This window comes from Candidatus Manganitrophaceae bacterium (assembly GCA_012960925.1).
Taxonomy (GTDB): Bacteria; Nitrospirota; Nitrospiria; order SBBL01; family JAADHI01; genus DUAG01.
Window position 1 is genome coordinate 41,314 of record DUAG01000049.1, and the last position, 15,372, is coordinate 56,685.

The 15,372-nt window shown below is 50.0% G+C and carries 13 protein-coding genes and 1 tRNA gene; 11 read left to right on the plus strand and 3 right to left on the minus strand.

Going from position 1 to position 15,372, the window contains the following annotated elements; all coding sequences use genetic code 11:
• The first annotated feature begins 99 nt into the window (after positions 1 to 99).
• The 7 genes from dxs to EYQ01_08305 are packed head-to-tail and all read left to right on the plus strand — an operon-like array spanning position 100 to position 7,366.
• Positions 100 to 2,091, plus strand: a complete 1,992-nt coding sequence (gene dxs / locus EYQ01_08275; GenBank protein HIE65789.1) for a 1-deoxy-D-xylulose-5-phosphate synthase — start codon at positions 100 to 102, stop codon at positions 2,089 to 2,091.
• An 8-nt stretch (positions 2,092 to 2,099) separates the two neighbouring features.
• Positions 2,100 to 2,885: a TlyA family RNA methyltransferase gene (locus EYQ01_08280; GenBank protein HIE65790.1), complete on the plus strand. Its 786-nt coding sequence runs from the start codon at positions 2,100 to 2,102 to the stop codon at positions 2,883 to 2,885.
• Positions 2,886 to 2,887: 2 nt separating this feature from the next.
• On the plus strand, positions 2,888 to 3,805 hold the full coding sequence (locus tag EYQ01_08285; GenBank protein ID HIE65791.1) for an NAD-dependent epimerase/dehydratase family protein: 918 nt from the start codon (positions 2,888 to 2,890) through the stop codon (positions 3,803 to 3,805).
• A gap of 60 nt (positions 3,806 to 3,865) precedes the next feature.
• Positions 3,866 to 4,102, plus strand: coding sequence for a hypothetical protein (locus EYQ01_08290; GenBank protein ID HIE65792.1), 237 nt, complete (start codon positions 3,866 to 3,868; stop codon positions 4,100 to 4,102).
• Between the two features lie 14 nt (positions 4,103 to 4,116).
• The gene (locus EYQ01_08295) at positions 4,117 to 5,028 is read left to right on the plus strand and encodes a hypothetical protein (GenBank protein HIE65793.1); all 912 of its coding nucleotides are present in this window, start codon (positions 4,117 to 4,119) and stop codon (positions 5,026 to 5,028) included.
• Positions 5,028 to 5,252: a hypothetical protein gene (locus tag EYQ01_08300; protein ID HIE65794.1), complete on the plus strand. Its 225-nt coding sequence runs from the start codon at positions 5,028 to 5,030 to the stop codon at positions 5,250 to 5,252. Before EYQ01_08295 ends, EYQ01_08300 begins: the two co-directional genes overlap by 1 nt.
• Entirely contained in the window at positions 5,249 to 7,366 is a 2,118-nt protein-coding gene (locus EYQ01_08305; GenBank protein ID HIE65795.1) for a diguanylate cyclase, read from the plus strand. Before EYQ01_08300 ends, EYQ01_08305 begins: the two co-directional genes overlap by 4 nt.
• Positions 7,367 to 7,684: 318 nt before the next feature.
• Here EYQ01_08305 and EYQ01_08310 read toward each other — a convergent pair whose 3' ends face one another.
• Together EYQ01_08310 and EYQ01_08315 are read right to left on the minus strand one after the other, a co-directional pair.
• Positions 7,685 to 9,106: a HEAT repeat domain-containing protein gene (locus EYQ01_08310; GenBank protein HIE65796.1), complete on the minus strand. Its 1,422-nt coding sequence runs from the start codon at positions 9,104 to 9,106 to the stop codon at positions 7,685 to 7,687.
• Positions 9,107 to 9,145: 39 nt separating this feature from the next.
• Positions 9,146 to 10,870 (minus strand): AarF/ABC1/UbiB kinase family protein, encoded by a 1,725-nt coding sequence (locus tag EYQ01_08315; GenBank protein ID HIE65797.1) that lies wholly within the window; start codon positions 10,868 to 10,870, stop codon positions 9,146 to 9,148.
• A gap of 201 nt (positions 10,871 to 11,071) precedes the next feature.
• Here EYQ01_08315 and EYQ01_08320 point away from each other — a divergent pair, with 201 nt between their 5' ends.
• The gene (locus EYQ01_08320; protein ID HIE65798.1) at positions 11,072 to 11,275 is read left to right on the plus strand and encodes a hypothetical protein; all 204 of its coding nucleotides are present in this window, start codon (positions 11,072 to 11,074) and stop codon (positions 11,273 to 11,275) included.
• A 21-nt stretch (positions 11,276 to 11,296) separates the two neighbouring features.
• On the opposite strand, the gene EYQ01_08325 is transcribed toward EYQ01_08320, so the two are convergent.
• Positions 11,297 to 11,824, minus strand: a complete 528-nt coding sequence (locus tag EYQ01_08325) for a gamma carbonic anhydrase family protein (GenBank protein HIE65799.1) — start codon at positions 11,822 to 11,824, stop codon at positions 11,297 to 11,299.
• A gap of 1,373 nt (positions 11,825 to 13,197) precedes the next feature.
• Between EYQ01_08325 and EYQ01_08330 the strand changes: the two genes are divergently transcribed.
• The 3 genes from EYQ01_08330 (at position 13,198) to EYQ01_08340 (ending at position 15,371) form a co-directional block, all read left to right on the plus strand.
• A tRNA-Gly gene (locus tag EYQ01_08330) sits at positions 13,198 to 13,272 on the plus strand.
• Positions 13,273 to 13,369: 97 nt separating this feature from the next.
• Entirely contained in the window at positions 13,370 to 14,284 is a 915-nt protein-coding gene (locus tag EYQ01_08335) for a phosphoribosylaminoimidazolesuccinocarboxamide synthase (GenBank protein HIE65800.1), read from the plus strand.
• On the plus strand, positions 14,277 to 15,371 hold the full coding sequence (locus EYQ01_08340; protein HIE65801.1) for a hypothetical protein: 1,095 nt from the start codon (positions 14,277 to 14,279) through the stop codon (positions 15,369 to 15,371). Before EYQ01_08335 ends, EYQ01_08340 begins: the two co-directional genes overlap by 8 nt.
• The last annotated feature ends 1 nt before the right edge of the window (position 15,372 follow it).

A 15,372-nucleotide genomic window follows, 5' to 3' on the forward strand; every position in this document is an offset into this window, starting at 1 on the left:
CGAGTCCTCACGTATGAACCATACGTTGCGGTTCTGCGCTCCTCGTGTCTTGCCCTGAAGAAAAATCTGGGCGATCTGAGTCGTTACAAAGTATGAAGTATAAATTTTCTTGGGGAAAATGTTTTGCGGTTATTAGATAAAATAGACGCGCCGAGTGATTTGAAGAAGATTCCAAGGGAGGATCTTCCTCAATTGGCACAGGAGATCCGTGATGAAATCCTTCAGGTTATTTCTGAAAAGGGAGGGCATCTTGGGGCAAGCCTTGGGGCGGTTGAGCTTTGCATTGCATTACATACCTGTTTTGATGCACCTCAGGACCGGCTTGTCTGGGATGTGGGGCACCAGGCTTATCCGCACAAGTTGTTGACCGGAAGGCGGGAGCAGTTTTCGACATTACGACAGTATCAGGGTATCAGCGGTTTTCTTTCACGAGCGGAAAGTCCCTATGACACCTTCGGTGCCGGACATGCGGGAACCTCTATTTCCGCCGCACTCGGGATGGTCGAGGCACGGGATCATCATGGAGAAAAATACCATGTGATCGCCATCATCGGAGACGGTTCTATGACTGCCGGAATGGCCTATGAAGCGCTCAATCATGCCGGGGCCCTGAAGCGGAATCTCATTGTCGTCCTGAACGACAATGAGATGTCGATTTCTGCGAACGTCGGTGCCTTTTCCGCTTATTTGAATCGAATTATCACGGGGCCGCTCTACACAAAGGTCAAGAGTGAAACGGCAACCCTTCTGAAAAATATACCGAAGATCGGCGAGCCGATGCTAAGGGCGGCCAAACGTGCCGAGGAATCGGTCAAGGGGATGATCGTTCCCGGACACCTTTTTGAGGAACTCGGATTTCGATATGTCGGGCCGATTGACGGGCACCGCCTGGATCATCTCTTAACGACATTTGACAACATCAAGCAACTGGACGGCCCCCTGCTGATCCATGTCATCACAAAAAAGGGAAAAGGCTATCGTCCGGCGGAAGCGGACCCGGCGGCGTTTCATGGAACCCCTTCATTTGATTTATCGACAGGGGTCACGAAAAAGAAGGGGAGCATTCCTTCCTATACAAGTATCTTTTCCCGTTCCCTGATCCGACTGGCCAGGGAGAATGCGGAAATTGTCGCAATCACGGCTGCTATGCCCGCGGGGACAGGCCTGACGGCGTTTTCGAAAGAGTTTCCAGACCGTTTTTATGATGTCGGTATCTCGGAGCAACATGCGGTGACGATGGCTGGCGGCATGGCGGCCGACGGGCTTCGTCCGGTGGTCGCCATCTATTCAACCTTTTTACAGCGGGCTTTTGACCAGATTGTCCACGACGTTTCCCTGCAGAATCTGCCAGTTGTTTTTTGCCTCGACCGCGCCGGACTGGTTGGGGCAGACGGCCCGACACACAACGGGGTCTTCGATATCTCCTATCTGAGAGGGATCCCGAATATGACCCTCATGGCTCCCAAGGATGAGAATGAACTCCAACACATGTTGACGACCGCTCTGAAGCATCAGGGTCCGGTGGCCATCCGATATCCAAGAGGAGAAGGAATCGGTGTTCCGCTCGACGAGAGAATGATGGTCCTTCCGATAGGGAAGGGAGAGATACTGAGAGGAGACCTGGTGGAGAAATGGGATGTTGCTCTGGTTGCGATCGGGAATATGGTTTATCCCGCACTAGAAGCCGCAGGCATCCTGGAGCGGGAAGGGATTGTTGCCGGGGTTGTGAATGCCCGGTTCATCAAGCCGATTGACCACGAGTTGCTCGTTACGGTTGCAAATCGTTGTTCCAAGTTGATTACGCTGGAAGAACAGGTACTGGCGGGTGGATTTGGCGAGGCCGTGCTTTCTTCTCTTGAGGCCGCGAAGGTCGAGAAAGGAGCGCCGCAGGTTGATATCAAACGGATCGGGCTTCCGGACCAATTCATTGAGCACGGCGCGCAAAAAATCCTTCATAAAAATAATGGCTTGGACCCTGAAAGTATTTCTAGCCTGGCACTTAATTTTGTCAGAGGTCCGATGAAGACCCTGACCGGAGAATCCGTGTCGGAAAGCGGTCTCCGATCCGATAAAACAGCTGTTCGAGAATAAGGGATGTGCTGAATCGTTACAAATCAGTGAAGGAGCGGCTGGACATCCTCCTTCATTCACGTGGCCTTGCAGAAAGCCGTGAAAGGGCAAAGGCGCTCATCCTCTCCGGCGCGGTAATCGTAGACGGGGAAAAGGCAGATAAGGTCGGTCTCCGTGTTCGGATCGAAGCGGAGATTGTCGTTAAAAAAAAGGCCTTCCCTTATGTCAGTCGGGGCGGTTGCAAGTTGGAATGGGCCCTTAAGACCTTCTGTGTTGATGTTGCCGGAAAGGTGGCGATTGATGTGGGTGCTTCCACGGGGGGATTCACTGATTGTCTCCTTCAGAGGGGGGCAGAAAAGGTCTACGCGATTGATGTCGGTTATGGCCAACTTGCATGGCAGCTCCGTCAGGACCCGCGCGTGGTCGTTATCGAACGGCAGAATATTCGGAGCCTGCCGGCAGCCTTGATTCCGGCCCCGATTGATCTGGCGACCGTGGATGTATCCTTTATTTCTCTTGAAAAGGTAATCCCCTGCATCCTCCCTTTATTGCATGTGGATGCGGTACTGATTCCCCTGGTTAAACCGCAATTCGAGGTTGGAAAAGGAGAAGTTGGAAAAGGCGGCATCGTCAGGAGTGCTGAGAAACACCAAGAGGTTCTGGCTCGGATCTGCGGCAAAGCGGACGCTTGGGGTCTGGAAGTTGTCGGAACGACTCCCTCTCCTATACTGGGTCAAAAAGGGAATGCGGAGTTTCTGGTTTATTTTAAGAAAGTTGAAGCGGAAGCGACGAATAGAACATTGGGGATAAAGTAAACATGAAGATACTCGTGACCGGTGGTGCTGGCTTCATCGGTTCCCACTTGGTGGACCGCCTTATTCAGGAAGGCTATCAGGTGGTTGTTGTTGATAATCTTTCCAGCGGGAAGAAAAACAATATTAACAAAGAGGCATCCTTTTATAAAGTTGATATCCTCAATGCGAGGCGGGTTGAGCGGGTCTTCCAGAAAGAGAAGCCTGAAATCATTAGCCACCACGCGGCCCAGACGGACGTTCGAAGATCGGGGGATGATCCGGCGTTTGACGCGCAGACGAACATCCTTGGCCTCTTGAATCTCCTTGATACAGCCATTCGGCATGGGACCCAGCGGATTGTCTTTGCCTCGTCCGGCAGCGTAGTTTACGGGGAACAGGATCTCTTTCCCGCCCCGGAGGGCCATCCCACCCACCCGCTGACTCCCTATGGGGTGAGTAAGCTGTCGAGCGAGCATTACCTGTATTACTATCGAAGGGCCAGCGGCCTGGAATATACGACTTTAAGGTACAGTAATGTCTATGGCCCTCGGCAGGGTCCCCACGGAGAGGCCGGTGTTGTGGCTGTTTTCACGCAAAAGATGCTGAAAGAAGAACAAGTCGTCATCAATGGCAATGGAATGCAGACCCGCGATTATATTTTTGTGGACGATGTGGTCGATGCCAACATGGCGGTCATCAATAACGAGCTTGCGGGGACCTTTAATGTGGGAACGGGACATGAAACCTCGGAGAACCAGCTGTATCGACACCTCCTGGACATAACGGCTTCCACGATGAAGGAAATTCACGGACCGGAAAAAAAGGGAGAACAGGTCCGCAGCGTCCTCGATTGGCAGAAACTTAATAAAGCGGTTGATTGGGAGCCGCGGGTATCGCTGCAAGAAGGTTTGACAAGAACCGTTGCATTTTTCAATGCTTGATTTACCTGGTCCGGCGGAAAAAGTGAACGGAATGGTATCGTATTTTTATCGGAGGGAAGAATGGCGGCAAAAAAAGTGACAGTGGTCAGTAAACTTGAGAAGCGTATTAAGGTTTTAAAGCTCAGCTTGGGAAAAGAAGATGTATCTAAAGACGTGGTGCAGGAACGAGGACTCAGGAAGAAGCTGAAGCGGGTCCAGCGGAGAAGCAAACGCCTGATTGTACGTGCGGCTTCTATTGAGGCGAAAGCCCGGAAGAAAGGATCCGAGGCAGTGGCAGAGAAGAAAGAAGGGGAGTAGGCATATAGGAAAAAATGACACCTTTTGTAAAAGTTGGGTTGGCGCTCGGCGGAGGCGGGGCAAAAGGGATCGCGCATCTTGGTGTGTTGAAGGTGCTTGAGGAAGAAGGGATTTCGTTCCACCTGATTGCGGGAACGAGCTTTGGTTCCATCATCGGCGCCATGTATGCCCAGAACCCGCATGTGGATCCGGTTCGTGACCGGGTCATCAAGTTTTTGAGAAGCAGTCAGTTTAGACGCACGAAAATATTTTTTATTAAAAAACACTACGAGCAGAAAAAAACAACGGATTTTATTTCAAGTATCCGGTCTTATCTTCAAAAGGGAATATTCTGGGGAATTTCCCTGCAGCGCACTTCCTTCATTCCCGAAGGGGATTTTCTTGACCAACTCAGTCAGCTCCTGGATGAAAAAGAAATCGATGACACGGTGATTCCTTTCGCGGCCGTTGCAACAGATCTCATCGGAGGGGAGGAAGTGGTCTTGACCAAAGGTCCGATGAGAGAGAGCGTCGCGGCCAGTTGCGCGATTCCGGGTGTTTTCCCTCCAATCAAACTTGCGGGCTCATTGTTAATCGATGGAGGTTGGGTCAACCAGGTTCCGGTAGAACCCTTAAGGCAACTTGGTGCGAATTTCACCATTGCCGTCGATATATCAGAAGAAAAAAAATCTTCAGATCGTCTCAACAGTGGGCTCGATATCGTTCTCAGGTCGGGTGAAATTACACGACGAGCCCTCTCCAGACTGCAGGTATTGCAAGCGGACCTTGTAATCTCTCCCAAGATAGATGACATTCACTGGTCAGACTTCTGGCGGTACAAAGAGGCGATCCAGAGGGGAGAAGAGGCGGCGCGCCTCAAAGTGGATCAACTTAAGCAACTCATCCGGAGAAGACAGGTCAAGAACTTTTTTAAACTTGATGTCTAATGCCTTTATGGAAATTTGTCATTCCGGAGAAAGTTTATTCCTGGAGGCCTTATCCCTTGGGAAAATGGGAGTATAAGACAGCACGTCTGGCAGAAGTCCAGATTGAGAACCAGCTCAATTTTCTTGGAGAAGAAAAATGGGAACTGGTTCAGGTTGTCTATCAGCCAGAAGAGGATTATCCTTTTCTTTGCATTTTTAAAAAATCATTGGAGAGATTTGCTTGAGGGTTCTTGCGTTATCCATCCTGTTTCTTTTTTCTGCTGTCGGGATTTTGGTCCCCACCGGCATCTATACAACGGGTCGGTTTCTCTGGTGGCTTATTTTTGTCACACTTTCGTTTCCACTTGTTTATGAGCGGATCAAGAGGAAACCTTCTCCCGGGCTGATGGACATCGAAGCCTCAGGGCTTGTGCTTCTCTTGATCCACGCTGTTTCCGGGGTAACGGGCGGCATCCATTCCCCTTTTCTTTCCGCCTATATTCTTGTCGTTTTGCTCTCTGCGCTTCATATTGATTTTACCCGAAATATGGTTGTCGTTGCAGGAATCATATTTCTTGAAGTGACCCCTCTCCTCCTTGTCCCGCCGGAAGAGGGGATCTCCATAGGTTTGTTGATACCGTTTATGATCCTCGCCCTGATCCCGCCGATTGTGCGGTTCTTCCTCCGATCACAACTGTTGGAAAAAGAAGTCCTTCAGGAACAATACCAAAGGATTCAGGATGGTGTTGCCTCATTGGAGTTTCCCTTGGATTCTGATGAGAGTGGAAGCGCGGCTCGTCTACTCGAGGAAAAAAAACAGGAAGAAGCCTTCGTATATGCAGAGCAAATGGAAGCGGATCTCCAGAACCTCTTGTCCGTGGTTCTGGCAAGCCGTACGGAGGTTACCCGGGCTGTGATCATGTTTTACAATCCCGAAAAGGATCGTCTTTGGGTTTGTGGGGCGCAGGGAAGAGAGGACCACATCGGGGTCAATCGAGACAAGGGGGTTCGGCTTGGAGAGGGTATTCTGGGTTGGATTGCAAAGGCGGGGAAGACCGTCTCGATTTCGGATCTTCAAAATCACAAAGAGCGCCTGAGTTACGACGACGGATCGGTTCCCATCGGTTCTCTTATCGTTGTCCCCATCATGGATCAAGACAGGCTGGAAGGACTCGTCTGTATTGATAGTGTGAAAGCCCATGCCTTTTCCGAAGGGGACAAGAAATTAATAGAACATATTGCAAAAGAGGTCATCCGTGTTCTCCAATATTACCGGGGGCAGCAGCGCTTGAAGGATCAGACAAAGGAGCATTTGACCTTGCTCGACTTTACAAAAAATGTAGGGTCGCAACTGGATCTGGACTATCGTCTGAAGGTAACGATTGCATCTGCAAAAAAAATAATTGATTTTGATACCTGCTTCATTTTTCTGGTTGAAGAGGGAGAACGCCGGATGGCGGTCAAAGCCGTTGATGGTTATGATACGGAGATTATAGGCCATTCTTTTCCGCTCACGAACGGTTTGCTCACTCTGATTGTTAAAAATCGTCAGGAACTTGCCTTTTCAAACACGTTGTATGCCCGAATGGAACCGTCTCTTTTTTCCCGCCGTAAAGAGAATAAAATTTTCCCGGACGGGTGCAAGATCCGTCTTCCTTCCCATTCTTTTCTGGGTCTTCCGATGGAAGCCGAGGAGGGGGTGATCGGGGTGGTTCTTTTTTCTTCCAGGAAGGGGGACGCATTCACAACGTATAACCGCCACGTCCTCAAAATTATGTGTAATTATGTCTCCATCTCAATTAATGAGGCGAAGACCCATGCAAAGATGGAGCGGCTTTCCGTCACAGATGAGCTGACCGGTCTTCTGAATTTTCGCGGTTTCCAGGACCGTCTTTTAGAAATGTTTGACCGTGTAAACCGCCATCCCGAGCCGTGTTCTCTTTTGATGATCGACATCGATCACTTTAAGAAAGTCAATGATACCTTCGGCCATCCGGCGGGGGATGCCGTGATCAGAAAGGTTTCAAACATTTTGACAAAGCTGGTCCGGAAGGTCGATATCGTTGCCCGTTATGGTGGGGAAGAGTTTGTGGTCCTCCTGGTCAATACAGACACAATGCGAGCCCTTCGGATGGCGGAACGGATCAGAAAGGCCGTGGAATCGACCCCCGCCTTATGGAAAGGCCAGAAGATGACAATGACCGTCAGCATTGGAGTCAGCGGACAACCGGAAGATGCAACGCGGCAGGAAGATTTAGTTTCCTCTGCAGACCGTGCCCTGTATGCCTCGAAACAAGAAGGCCGTAACCGGACGACGCTATATAAAGATGTGAGAACAGAATTATCAGAAGCCGGATGACGTAACGATCCAGCTCACCTATCTAAGGCTCCATGGCTGCGTTGCTGTGGTGCTCGAATCCTCACGTACAGAATGTACGCTCCGGTTCTGCGCTCCTCGCGCCTTGCCCTGAAGCCTTATCTAGGAGCCTGTTGGAGAAATGAGAATCTACTGCGGTGATGGCAAACAGGCCCATTTTTCAGGTGATTCTTGTTAAATAGCGGGGCTATTCGCCTCAAATCACCTGAAAAATGGGCTCTATTTTCCATTCACCTCGTTACGATCCTATTTCTCCAACAGGCTCCTAGGCAAGCTGAACCGTTACGTACCTTCGTTTGTTTATTCTGTTGACGTCTTTTTTAATGATGCCCCCGAGGCCTTGTTCAAGAGCCGTCCGACGTTCCCTGCAGCATAAGTCCGAACAGCAAGATCGGGGTCTTTCATGCCTTCTCTGAGGAGTGGCAGTACGTTAATTCCCCCAATTTCTCCCAGAGCCCGGATCGTGGCGATCCGGACTCGCGGCGCCGTGTCTTGCATCGCCATGGACAATAGCCGGAGTGCCTTTTCTCCCCCTGTTCTCCGAAGTGAGCCGATCGTGAAATGGCGAATGGCGTAGTCTTCTTCTGTCATGGCGTCCCGGAAGATGGAGAACCTCTCCTGACCCAGATAATGAAGTCCCTCGGCAACGGAAACCCGGGTAACGGCATCGGTATCTTTGAGCAATTTTGACAGGTGTGGAATGGCCCGTTTGTCCCCCAGTTTTCCAAGGGAGGTGGCTGCCGCGGCCCGGACGGAAGAGGCCGGGTCGGACAGGGCTTTCACCAAAGGATCATAGATATCACCTGAGGCAATATCCCCCATCGCTTCAGCCGCGTACATCCGGAGCGATTCTTCAGGGTCCGTAATAAAATCGACCAGAAGTGGTACCGCCTCGCTCTTCTTACTTCGTCCGAGGGCGGCTGCTCCGGCGAATCTCTCATTGGAGGTTAGCCCTCGGATGATCTTTAACATATTTTGAGAGGCCTCTTGATCACCCCACTTTGCCATTGCAGCGAGCGAGAATAGCTGGACGGTAATATCGCCATCATCTGTAAATGTAGCGAGAAGTTGATTCAGTGCAGCGCCGTCCTGCTTCCCGCTTTTGTTGTTCTCCTCCGCCATGTCATCAATGGCCTTCACGGCCCCGACGCGTACCATTCCATCCGGATCGTTCCCGGCCGCCATGAAGAGCTTTAAGGCATCCGGGCCGCCCAGAAGGCCGATGGATTCAACTGCAAAGAATCGGACGAAGGTCTGCGAATCCTTCAGACCCGGAATAATCAGAGCGCTCAACTTCAGATCTCCCATTTCCCCAACGGCCTTGATTGCGGCACTCCGGACAAATAAGTTTTCGTGAGAAAGCGACAGCTTGATGATACCGATCGCGATCTCTTTCAGAAGTGGTGTGGCCATGGCAGGATACCGTGTTTCAACCCCCTCAAGGCCGTTAAACGCCGTCTCGATTGATCCCTGGGCGACATAAGAGAGTGCTTTTATACGATGGGCCGGAAAAGAGTCGGGTACTTTCTGGAGGAGACCATCGCTCAAGGCAAGGGCACGATTATAATCCCCCTGCGCATAGGCGTGTTCTGCTTCGGCAAGTGTTTTATCGGAAGACGGGGTACACCCCAGGACAGTAAGGAAGGAAAAGAAAAGGAGGGCAAGGCATATCACCTGTATTGAATGACGGGTATGATCGGATGAGGGATATTTTTTATTCAAGATAGACTCCTTATAGATTGATCTGATGGCAGCATAAGATCACCTCCTCCTGAAGAATGAGAGAAAGAGAATCAGCGACGACAATAGAATTGATATCCCCAGTAAGATCCCTTCCAGACTGCGATAATCGTGGATGAAATTTCGATGAAGAAGCGTCATCGCGACGATAAAGGCCGTGAGGATTGTCCGATAAGCGAGTCGGTAGATCTTTGACAGAATTTGGGTGAGATCCTCCGAGTGCATTTCTGTCTTGAAATGTCCCCGATTGGAGAGGTCGACCAATGTTCGCAATGCGACCGGAAGTTCAAGGAGAGAGGAAATAATCTCTCTCCCTCTGGAAAAAATCTCACTCGTCCAATCGCTAGGCGAGATAAACTTTTTGGCATGGGGTTTTGCCAGTTCAATGATGTTCAGGCTCGGATCGAGTTGTGAACAGAGCCCGTTGAGCATCCCTGCGGTTCTTCCAAAGAGAATAAAATGATTTGGGATTTGAAGGGATGGGTAAACCTGAAAAAGGGTTTCAAGATCCTGAGCAACCTGGGTGATGGTAATGGTTTTAAACGATCGGGGGGACATATCCCGGTAACGGTCCATAAAAAAACGGACCACATTTTCCACATCTGCTATCTTTTCACTCCGGGCAATGAAGCCGAGATCGAGGAGGGCGTGTGTAATTCCTGAAATATCCCGGTCGATGATGGCAATGATCATTTTCTCAATACCCCGGTGGACTGAAGGAGGAATGGCCTGCATCAAGCCAAAATCCACAAAGACCAGGCGGGGACCCGGCTGGACAAAGAGATTTCCCGGATGCGGATCTCCGTGAAAGAACCGATGTTGCAGGATTTGTTTCATGTAAGATTCCACTAAGAGGGTTGCCACCGAAGTTGTATCGATTCCGGCTTCCCTTATTTTGTCAAACCGGTTGATCTTGATCCCCTCTACAAATTGAAGCGTGAGTACCCGTTTGGTCGTAAAGGGCCAAATCACTTTCGGGACAATGATGCGGTCATCTCCCTCGAAATTTTTCCGAAACTGTTCGGCATGATGGGCCTCGTCCACATAGTTCAACTCTTGATGGACAATCTTTGAAAACTCGCTATAGAGAATATCAAATCGGACCCTGGGGAAGATTTTTTGGACCACCCAGATAATCGATCGAATGGCTTTTAAATCGGTCTCTACGATGGATTCAATTTGAGGGTATTGAATTTTTACGGCCACACGTGCCCCGACCGCTTGGGATCCGGACTGCAGAGGTTTGAGGGTCGCCTCATGGACCTGCCCCAGCGATGCAGAGGCAATGGGGATTTCGTTGAAGGTCCGAAATATAGACGAAGGGGAGGCCCCAAGCTCTTCAATAAATCGCGCCTTGATTTCTGGAAAGGGGGCTGGGGGGACCTGATCCTGAAGAAGCGAGAGGGTTTGGGTATAGGACTCCGGCAGAAGATCAACTCTGGCGCTCATAAACTGACCAACCTTGATCAGCAGCCCTTTTAATGAAAGGGCGGTCTGTTGCAATCTCAGCGCATTTTTCTTATGGAGGGTCTCTTTCCAGCGCTTCCCGCGATCTCTGGAAAGAAAGAAGGAAGAGATTGTATAGAGAAAATAGTCGAGGGAAATCCGGAAGGCAAGCCAGCAGATCCGGATCGCCCGCGTTCGCATATTAGTCGAGGCTACGGGGAAACAGGCCTCTCCCACAGTTTCACCGGCCCCAGAGCCTCCTGATGCCTTAGGTCCTGGGGGGGGAGGCCGATTCGTCATAAATTTCTCTCACTTGTGGCAACACCAACCTCATGGATGGACCTTGATTTTATCAAGATTCAAGTACAGGCACAAGGGAGCTCTCTCACCGGAGAGAGCCGAGAGGAAGGGGCTTGACAAGAGAATCGCAATCAGGTATTCTCGTACATGATATTGGTACCTACTATCAATATCATGTACGAGTGATGACAGAGCCCTAAGATGAAACATAACGAGCCGATAGAGAAATCATCAACAAAGAAAACTCCTGATCCTCATGATTTTCGGTGTTTCTGCGGAAGCCTGATCGCCCGGTTCTGTCAACAAGGGCTGGAATTGAAGTGTAAACGGTGTAAACGCCTTCATGTTGTTCCCGTATCAGAGATCGTGTTCGATGTGTTTCCACAGCAGTTTACGAAGTCCTGATACCTTGTTTGAGTGCGGTGTCTATTTGTTTGCGGCGTCTTCCTGTTTCAGATAAATTTGCGAAAGATCGACATAATTCTGTGCGGATTTGGAGAGAAAGGCCGATTCTTCCGGTGTGAGTTCCCGTTTGACTCGAGCAGGTGCTCCAAAAGCCAATGAGCCGGGCGGGATCTTCATCCCTTCCGTCACAACGGACCCCGCTCCGATGATTGATCCCTCTCCGATGACGGCCCCATCCAGGAGAATCGCACCCATCCCGATCAGGACGCGATCTTCCACCGTACATCCATGAAGCGTGACCTGGTGACCAACAGTGACTTCATTGCCGACAAGAAGGGGGTGCGTCAAGCGTGTGACATGTAGGACGGAAAGGTCCTGAATACTCGTCCGTTCGCCAATCCGGATATAATGGACATCTCCCCGGACCACGGCGCCGAACCAGATAGAACTGTATGCTCCGATCTCCACATCTCCGATGACATGTGCCGAATTTTCGATGAAAACGCTTGTCGGAAATTGCGGGTTTTTGTCCATGAAGGGTTCTATCATAACCGATTCCGAAGAGTGTCATTCGATCAATTCATAGGAGGATAGCACGCCGGAAACCATGCCGCAAGCGGAACAGGCCCTTCCTAATGAAAGGTTTGATCCATGACCCAATCCAGGAAAGAGGAGAGGAGTATGCCGCCTTGATACAATCAAGGGAAAGTGTAAATATTTCGAAATCTTACTTGGCGGGAGTAGCGCAGAGGTAGCGTAGTTGCACCCGAGGGTATACGCTTAATTGAGCGGAATTCTCTCCTTGTTCCTTCCTTTTTCATCTACTGGAAACCTATAAAAAATAAAGAGATAGGCCTTATTTAGGACTATTTTCTGGATGACGTGGTCGGGTAAAAATGGACATTTTGGTCCTCCTTTCTAAATCGAAAAACCGTCAATTGATTTCTTTGGTAAACACCTCTATTCGCTTCCGTCGTTCAACACCGTGATTGGAAGTGCCTTTGGAAGAACCCCGACGTTATTTAACAGCTTCCATGTGTGTCCAGTACTCATTTGTTTACCCTTGTCGGCGAACCTTTATCAAGCCAGAAGTCCTAAACACAACGAAAACCTCCTCGCCGGTTTCCAGCCAAACGCAAGTCTCTTTTATCATTCCAGCCCTTAGCGCTTTTTCGAATGCCTCTCGATCTTCTTGTATGAGATAGCTTTCTATCTTATCCCAATAATTTCGGTCCGAGCATCCATAGAAGACTCCCTGTGATATTTTTTGAGAACCGGCTCGGGTTAAATTGACTGAACCAAGAATGGCAATTAATAATACCAAGAAAATGTGGAGGGGCTTTTTCATTGTATTTCTCTCTACCGTAACTTTACGGTTCTGCTTTGTACCGTTTTAAATGAAAAATGGCGTCTTCTTTGGCTCGTCGATCGGATTTTTCAAAGGCAGTGAAAAGGCATCGCTCTTCTTTCGTAAACACCTTTATTCTCCTCCGTCGTTCAACCCCACCATTGGAAGTGCCTTTGGAAGCATCCCCTATGAGAATCCAGTCAGGGGATACTCCGGCTGCTTGAGCCAATTATCCCCGCCAGGGGATTACGCCCTCCATGGCAGTGGGGACTGGTTCTTATTGAAGGATTTTTGGTAGAGACGTTTTCCGGACATTATAAACCAACCGTCTTGTGGATAAAACCCTTTTAAAGGAGCAATTACCTGTGATGAGTCTGGAGCTCAGAAAAAGAAAAAAGAAAAGGAGTTCTTGGTCATGAACTACCAGAATGGAGGCAATCTTGACATTAAATATAGGGACGTATAGTATTACCCGACCGTGCTCAAAAGGGCAATCTACAGGTGTCTCTAAGGGTGAGAGCACAGAAGAGTAATCATCACTACCTGAATAAAAATAAAGATTAATGATCCGTATGCGGGAGTGGCGCAGTGGTAGCGTAGGAGCTTCCCAAGCTCTTGGTCGCGGGTTCAAATCCCGTCTCCCGCTCCATCTACCCCAACCTTCTGAGGTTGGGGTTTTTTATTCGGGGCTTCCTTATGAGCGATATTGGGAAGAGTCGGTACCTGAACTGGAGAAATAAATGGAGATAAAAGAAGTCCTCCTTGAAAGTCATCTCCCTGAGCTTGGTCAAGCGGTCAGGGGAAAGGTTCGGGATATCTATGATTTGGGAGATTCGCTCCTCTTTGTCGCGACCGACCGGATTTCTGCCTTTGATGTTATTCTGCCGGAAGGAATTCCTGGAAAGGGCAACGTTCTCACCCAGCTTTCTCTTTACTGGTTCGACTGGTTAACAAAGTGGGATCATCCTGTTTCTCACCATGTCTTAACGGCCGATTCCGATCGCTATCCGGAAAAATGCGCTCCCTACCGGCAGCTGTTGGAAGGGCGGAGCATGATTGTCCAAAAGGCCGAGCCGCTGCCGGTGGAGTGCATCGTCCGAGGATATCTCTCCGGTTCAGGATGGAAAGAGTATCTTCAGAAGGGCTCGGTCTCGGGAGTCAAGCTGCCAGCGGGCCTTCTGGAATCCGCCCGACTTCCAGAGCCGATCTTTACGCCCTCCACCAAGGCCGCGGTGGGAAGCCATGACATGAATATCTCCTTTGAAGAAATGAAAGGCTTAATCGGCGCGCCTGTAGCGGAGGAGGTCCGGACCCGCAGTCTCCAGATCTATAAGGCGGCGGCTAAAAAGGCCGAGGCCTGCGGACTGATCATCGCAGATACTAAAATGGAATTCGGCCTTGATCCAAAGACCCGGAATCTCATTCTGATCGATGAGCTTCTGACACCGGACTCGTCTCGTTTTTGGCCGCAGTCATCGTACGCACCAGGGAAAGGCCAGGCGAGCTTTGACAAGCAATTTGTCAGAGACTATCTCCTCTCGATCGACTGGAATGGAACGCCGCCGCCACCTCACCTGCCGGAGAAGGTGGTCCAGCAAACAAGCGAGAGGTATGTCGAGGCATTGAAGCGGCTGACCTCAGCGAGCGGAATTTATGATTGATCTGGAAAAGCTGCGGGAAACCTTAAAGAAGGTGCTGAATCAGCGTCTACATATTCCGGCGAAAGAGGTCACTCTGGAACCACTGGCCGGAGATGCCTCGAACCGGTCCTACTGTCGTCTTTCCTGGAGAGAGAACAACTCCTTTCACTCGTTCGTCGTGATGGTATTGGCCGACCCCGAAGCCTTTAAGGCTTCGGAAGAAGCAGGCAGCGGGGAAGCCCCACCCATAGAAGAGATCCCTTTTATCAACATTCAGAAACACCTTCTTGCCTGCAAACTACCTGTTCCTGAAATCATTGATTCGAATCTTCCAGAAGGATGGCTCCTTCTGGAAGACCTGGGTGATGTGACTCTGGCACAGGAAATCGAAGGACAGCTTCAAAACAGGCCTCTTCTCCTGAATTACTACCAAAAGGCGATTGATGTATTGATTACACTCCAGGTTGAGGCCAGCCCTGTCCCGAACTCGCCCAGCTTCGCCCACCTTCGCCAGTACGATCAGGCGCTTTTTCTCTGGGAGTTTGATCATTTTATCGAGTATGGCGTCGAAAAGCGCAAAGGGATCGTCTTGCCAAAAAAGGAGAAAGAGGCGATCCGGGCCGGATTTTTAGAGATCGCTTGCCGCCTCGCGAACATTCCTGCTGTATACACCCACCGGGATTACCATAGCCGAAACCTAATGATTCAATCCGGTCTGGGTGGCAAGCGGGTCCGCCTGATTGATTTTCAGGATGCGCTCATGGGTCCTCCCCACTATGATCTGGCCTCCCTCCTTCGTGATTCTTATATTGATCTTCCCGAAGCGCTTGTTGATGAATTGATTCTTTATTATATTGAGAAATCGGAGCAACGCACAAAGACGGTGATCGAACTGGAGACATTCCGCGAGCTTTTTGATCTGGTCAGTATTCAGCGGAACCTGAAGGCGGCAGGACGCTTTGTCTATTTCGACCAAGTGAAGCATAAAAGCCAGTATCTTTCCCATGTTCCTCCGACACTTGCAAAGGTCAAACGAAACCTTCTTAAATACGCAAAACTTTTTCCCCTTCACCGCCTTCTTCTTCCTTATGTTGAGGAGTTTCAGTAGT

Bases quoted from the DNA above. Each gene is read 5' to 3' on its own strand.
- EYQ01_08320 (HIE65798.1), top strand. From the start codon at position 11,072: ATGAAACATAACGAGCCGATAGAGAAATCATCAACAAAGAAAACTCCT.
- EYQ01_08300 (HIE65794.1), top strand. From the start codon at position 5,028: ATGCCTTTATGGAAATTTGTCATTCCGGAGAAAGTTTATTCCTGGAGG.
- EYQ01_08295 (HIE65793.1), top strand. From the start codon at position 4,117: ATGACACCTTTTGTAAAAGTTGGGTTGGCGCTCGGCGGAGGCGGGGCA.
- EYQ01_08285 (HIE65791.1), top strand. From the start codon at position 2,888: ATGAAGATACTCGTGACCGGTGGTGCTGGCTTCATCGGTTCCCACTTG.
- EYQ01_08325 (HIE65799.1), bottom strand. From the start codon at position 11,824: ATGATAGAACCCTTCATGGACAAAAACCCGCAATTTCCGACAAGCGTT.
- EYQ01_08290 (HIE65792.1), top strand. From the start codon at position 3,866: ATGGCGGCAAAAAAAGTGACAGTGGTCAGTAAACTTGAGAAGCGTATT.
- EYQ01_08340 (HIE65801.1), top strand. From the start codon at position 14,277: ATGATTGATCTGGAAAAGCTGCGGGAAACCTTAAAGAAGGTGCTGAAT.
- EYQ01_08315 (HIE65797.1), bottom strand. From the start codon at position 10,870: ATGACGAATCGGCCTCCCCCCCCAGGACCTAAGGCATCAGGAGGCTCT.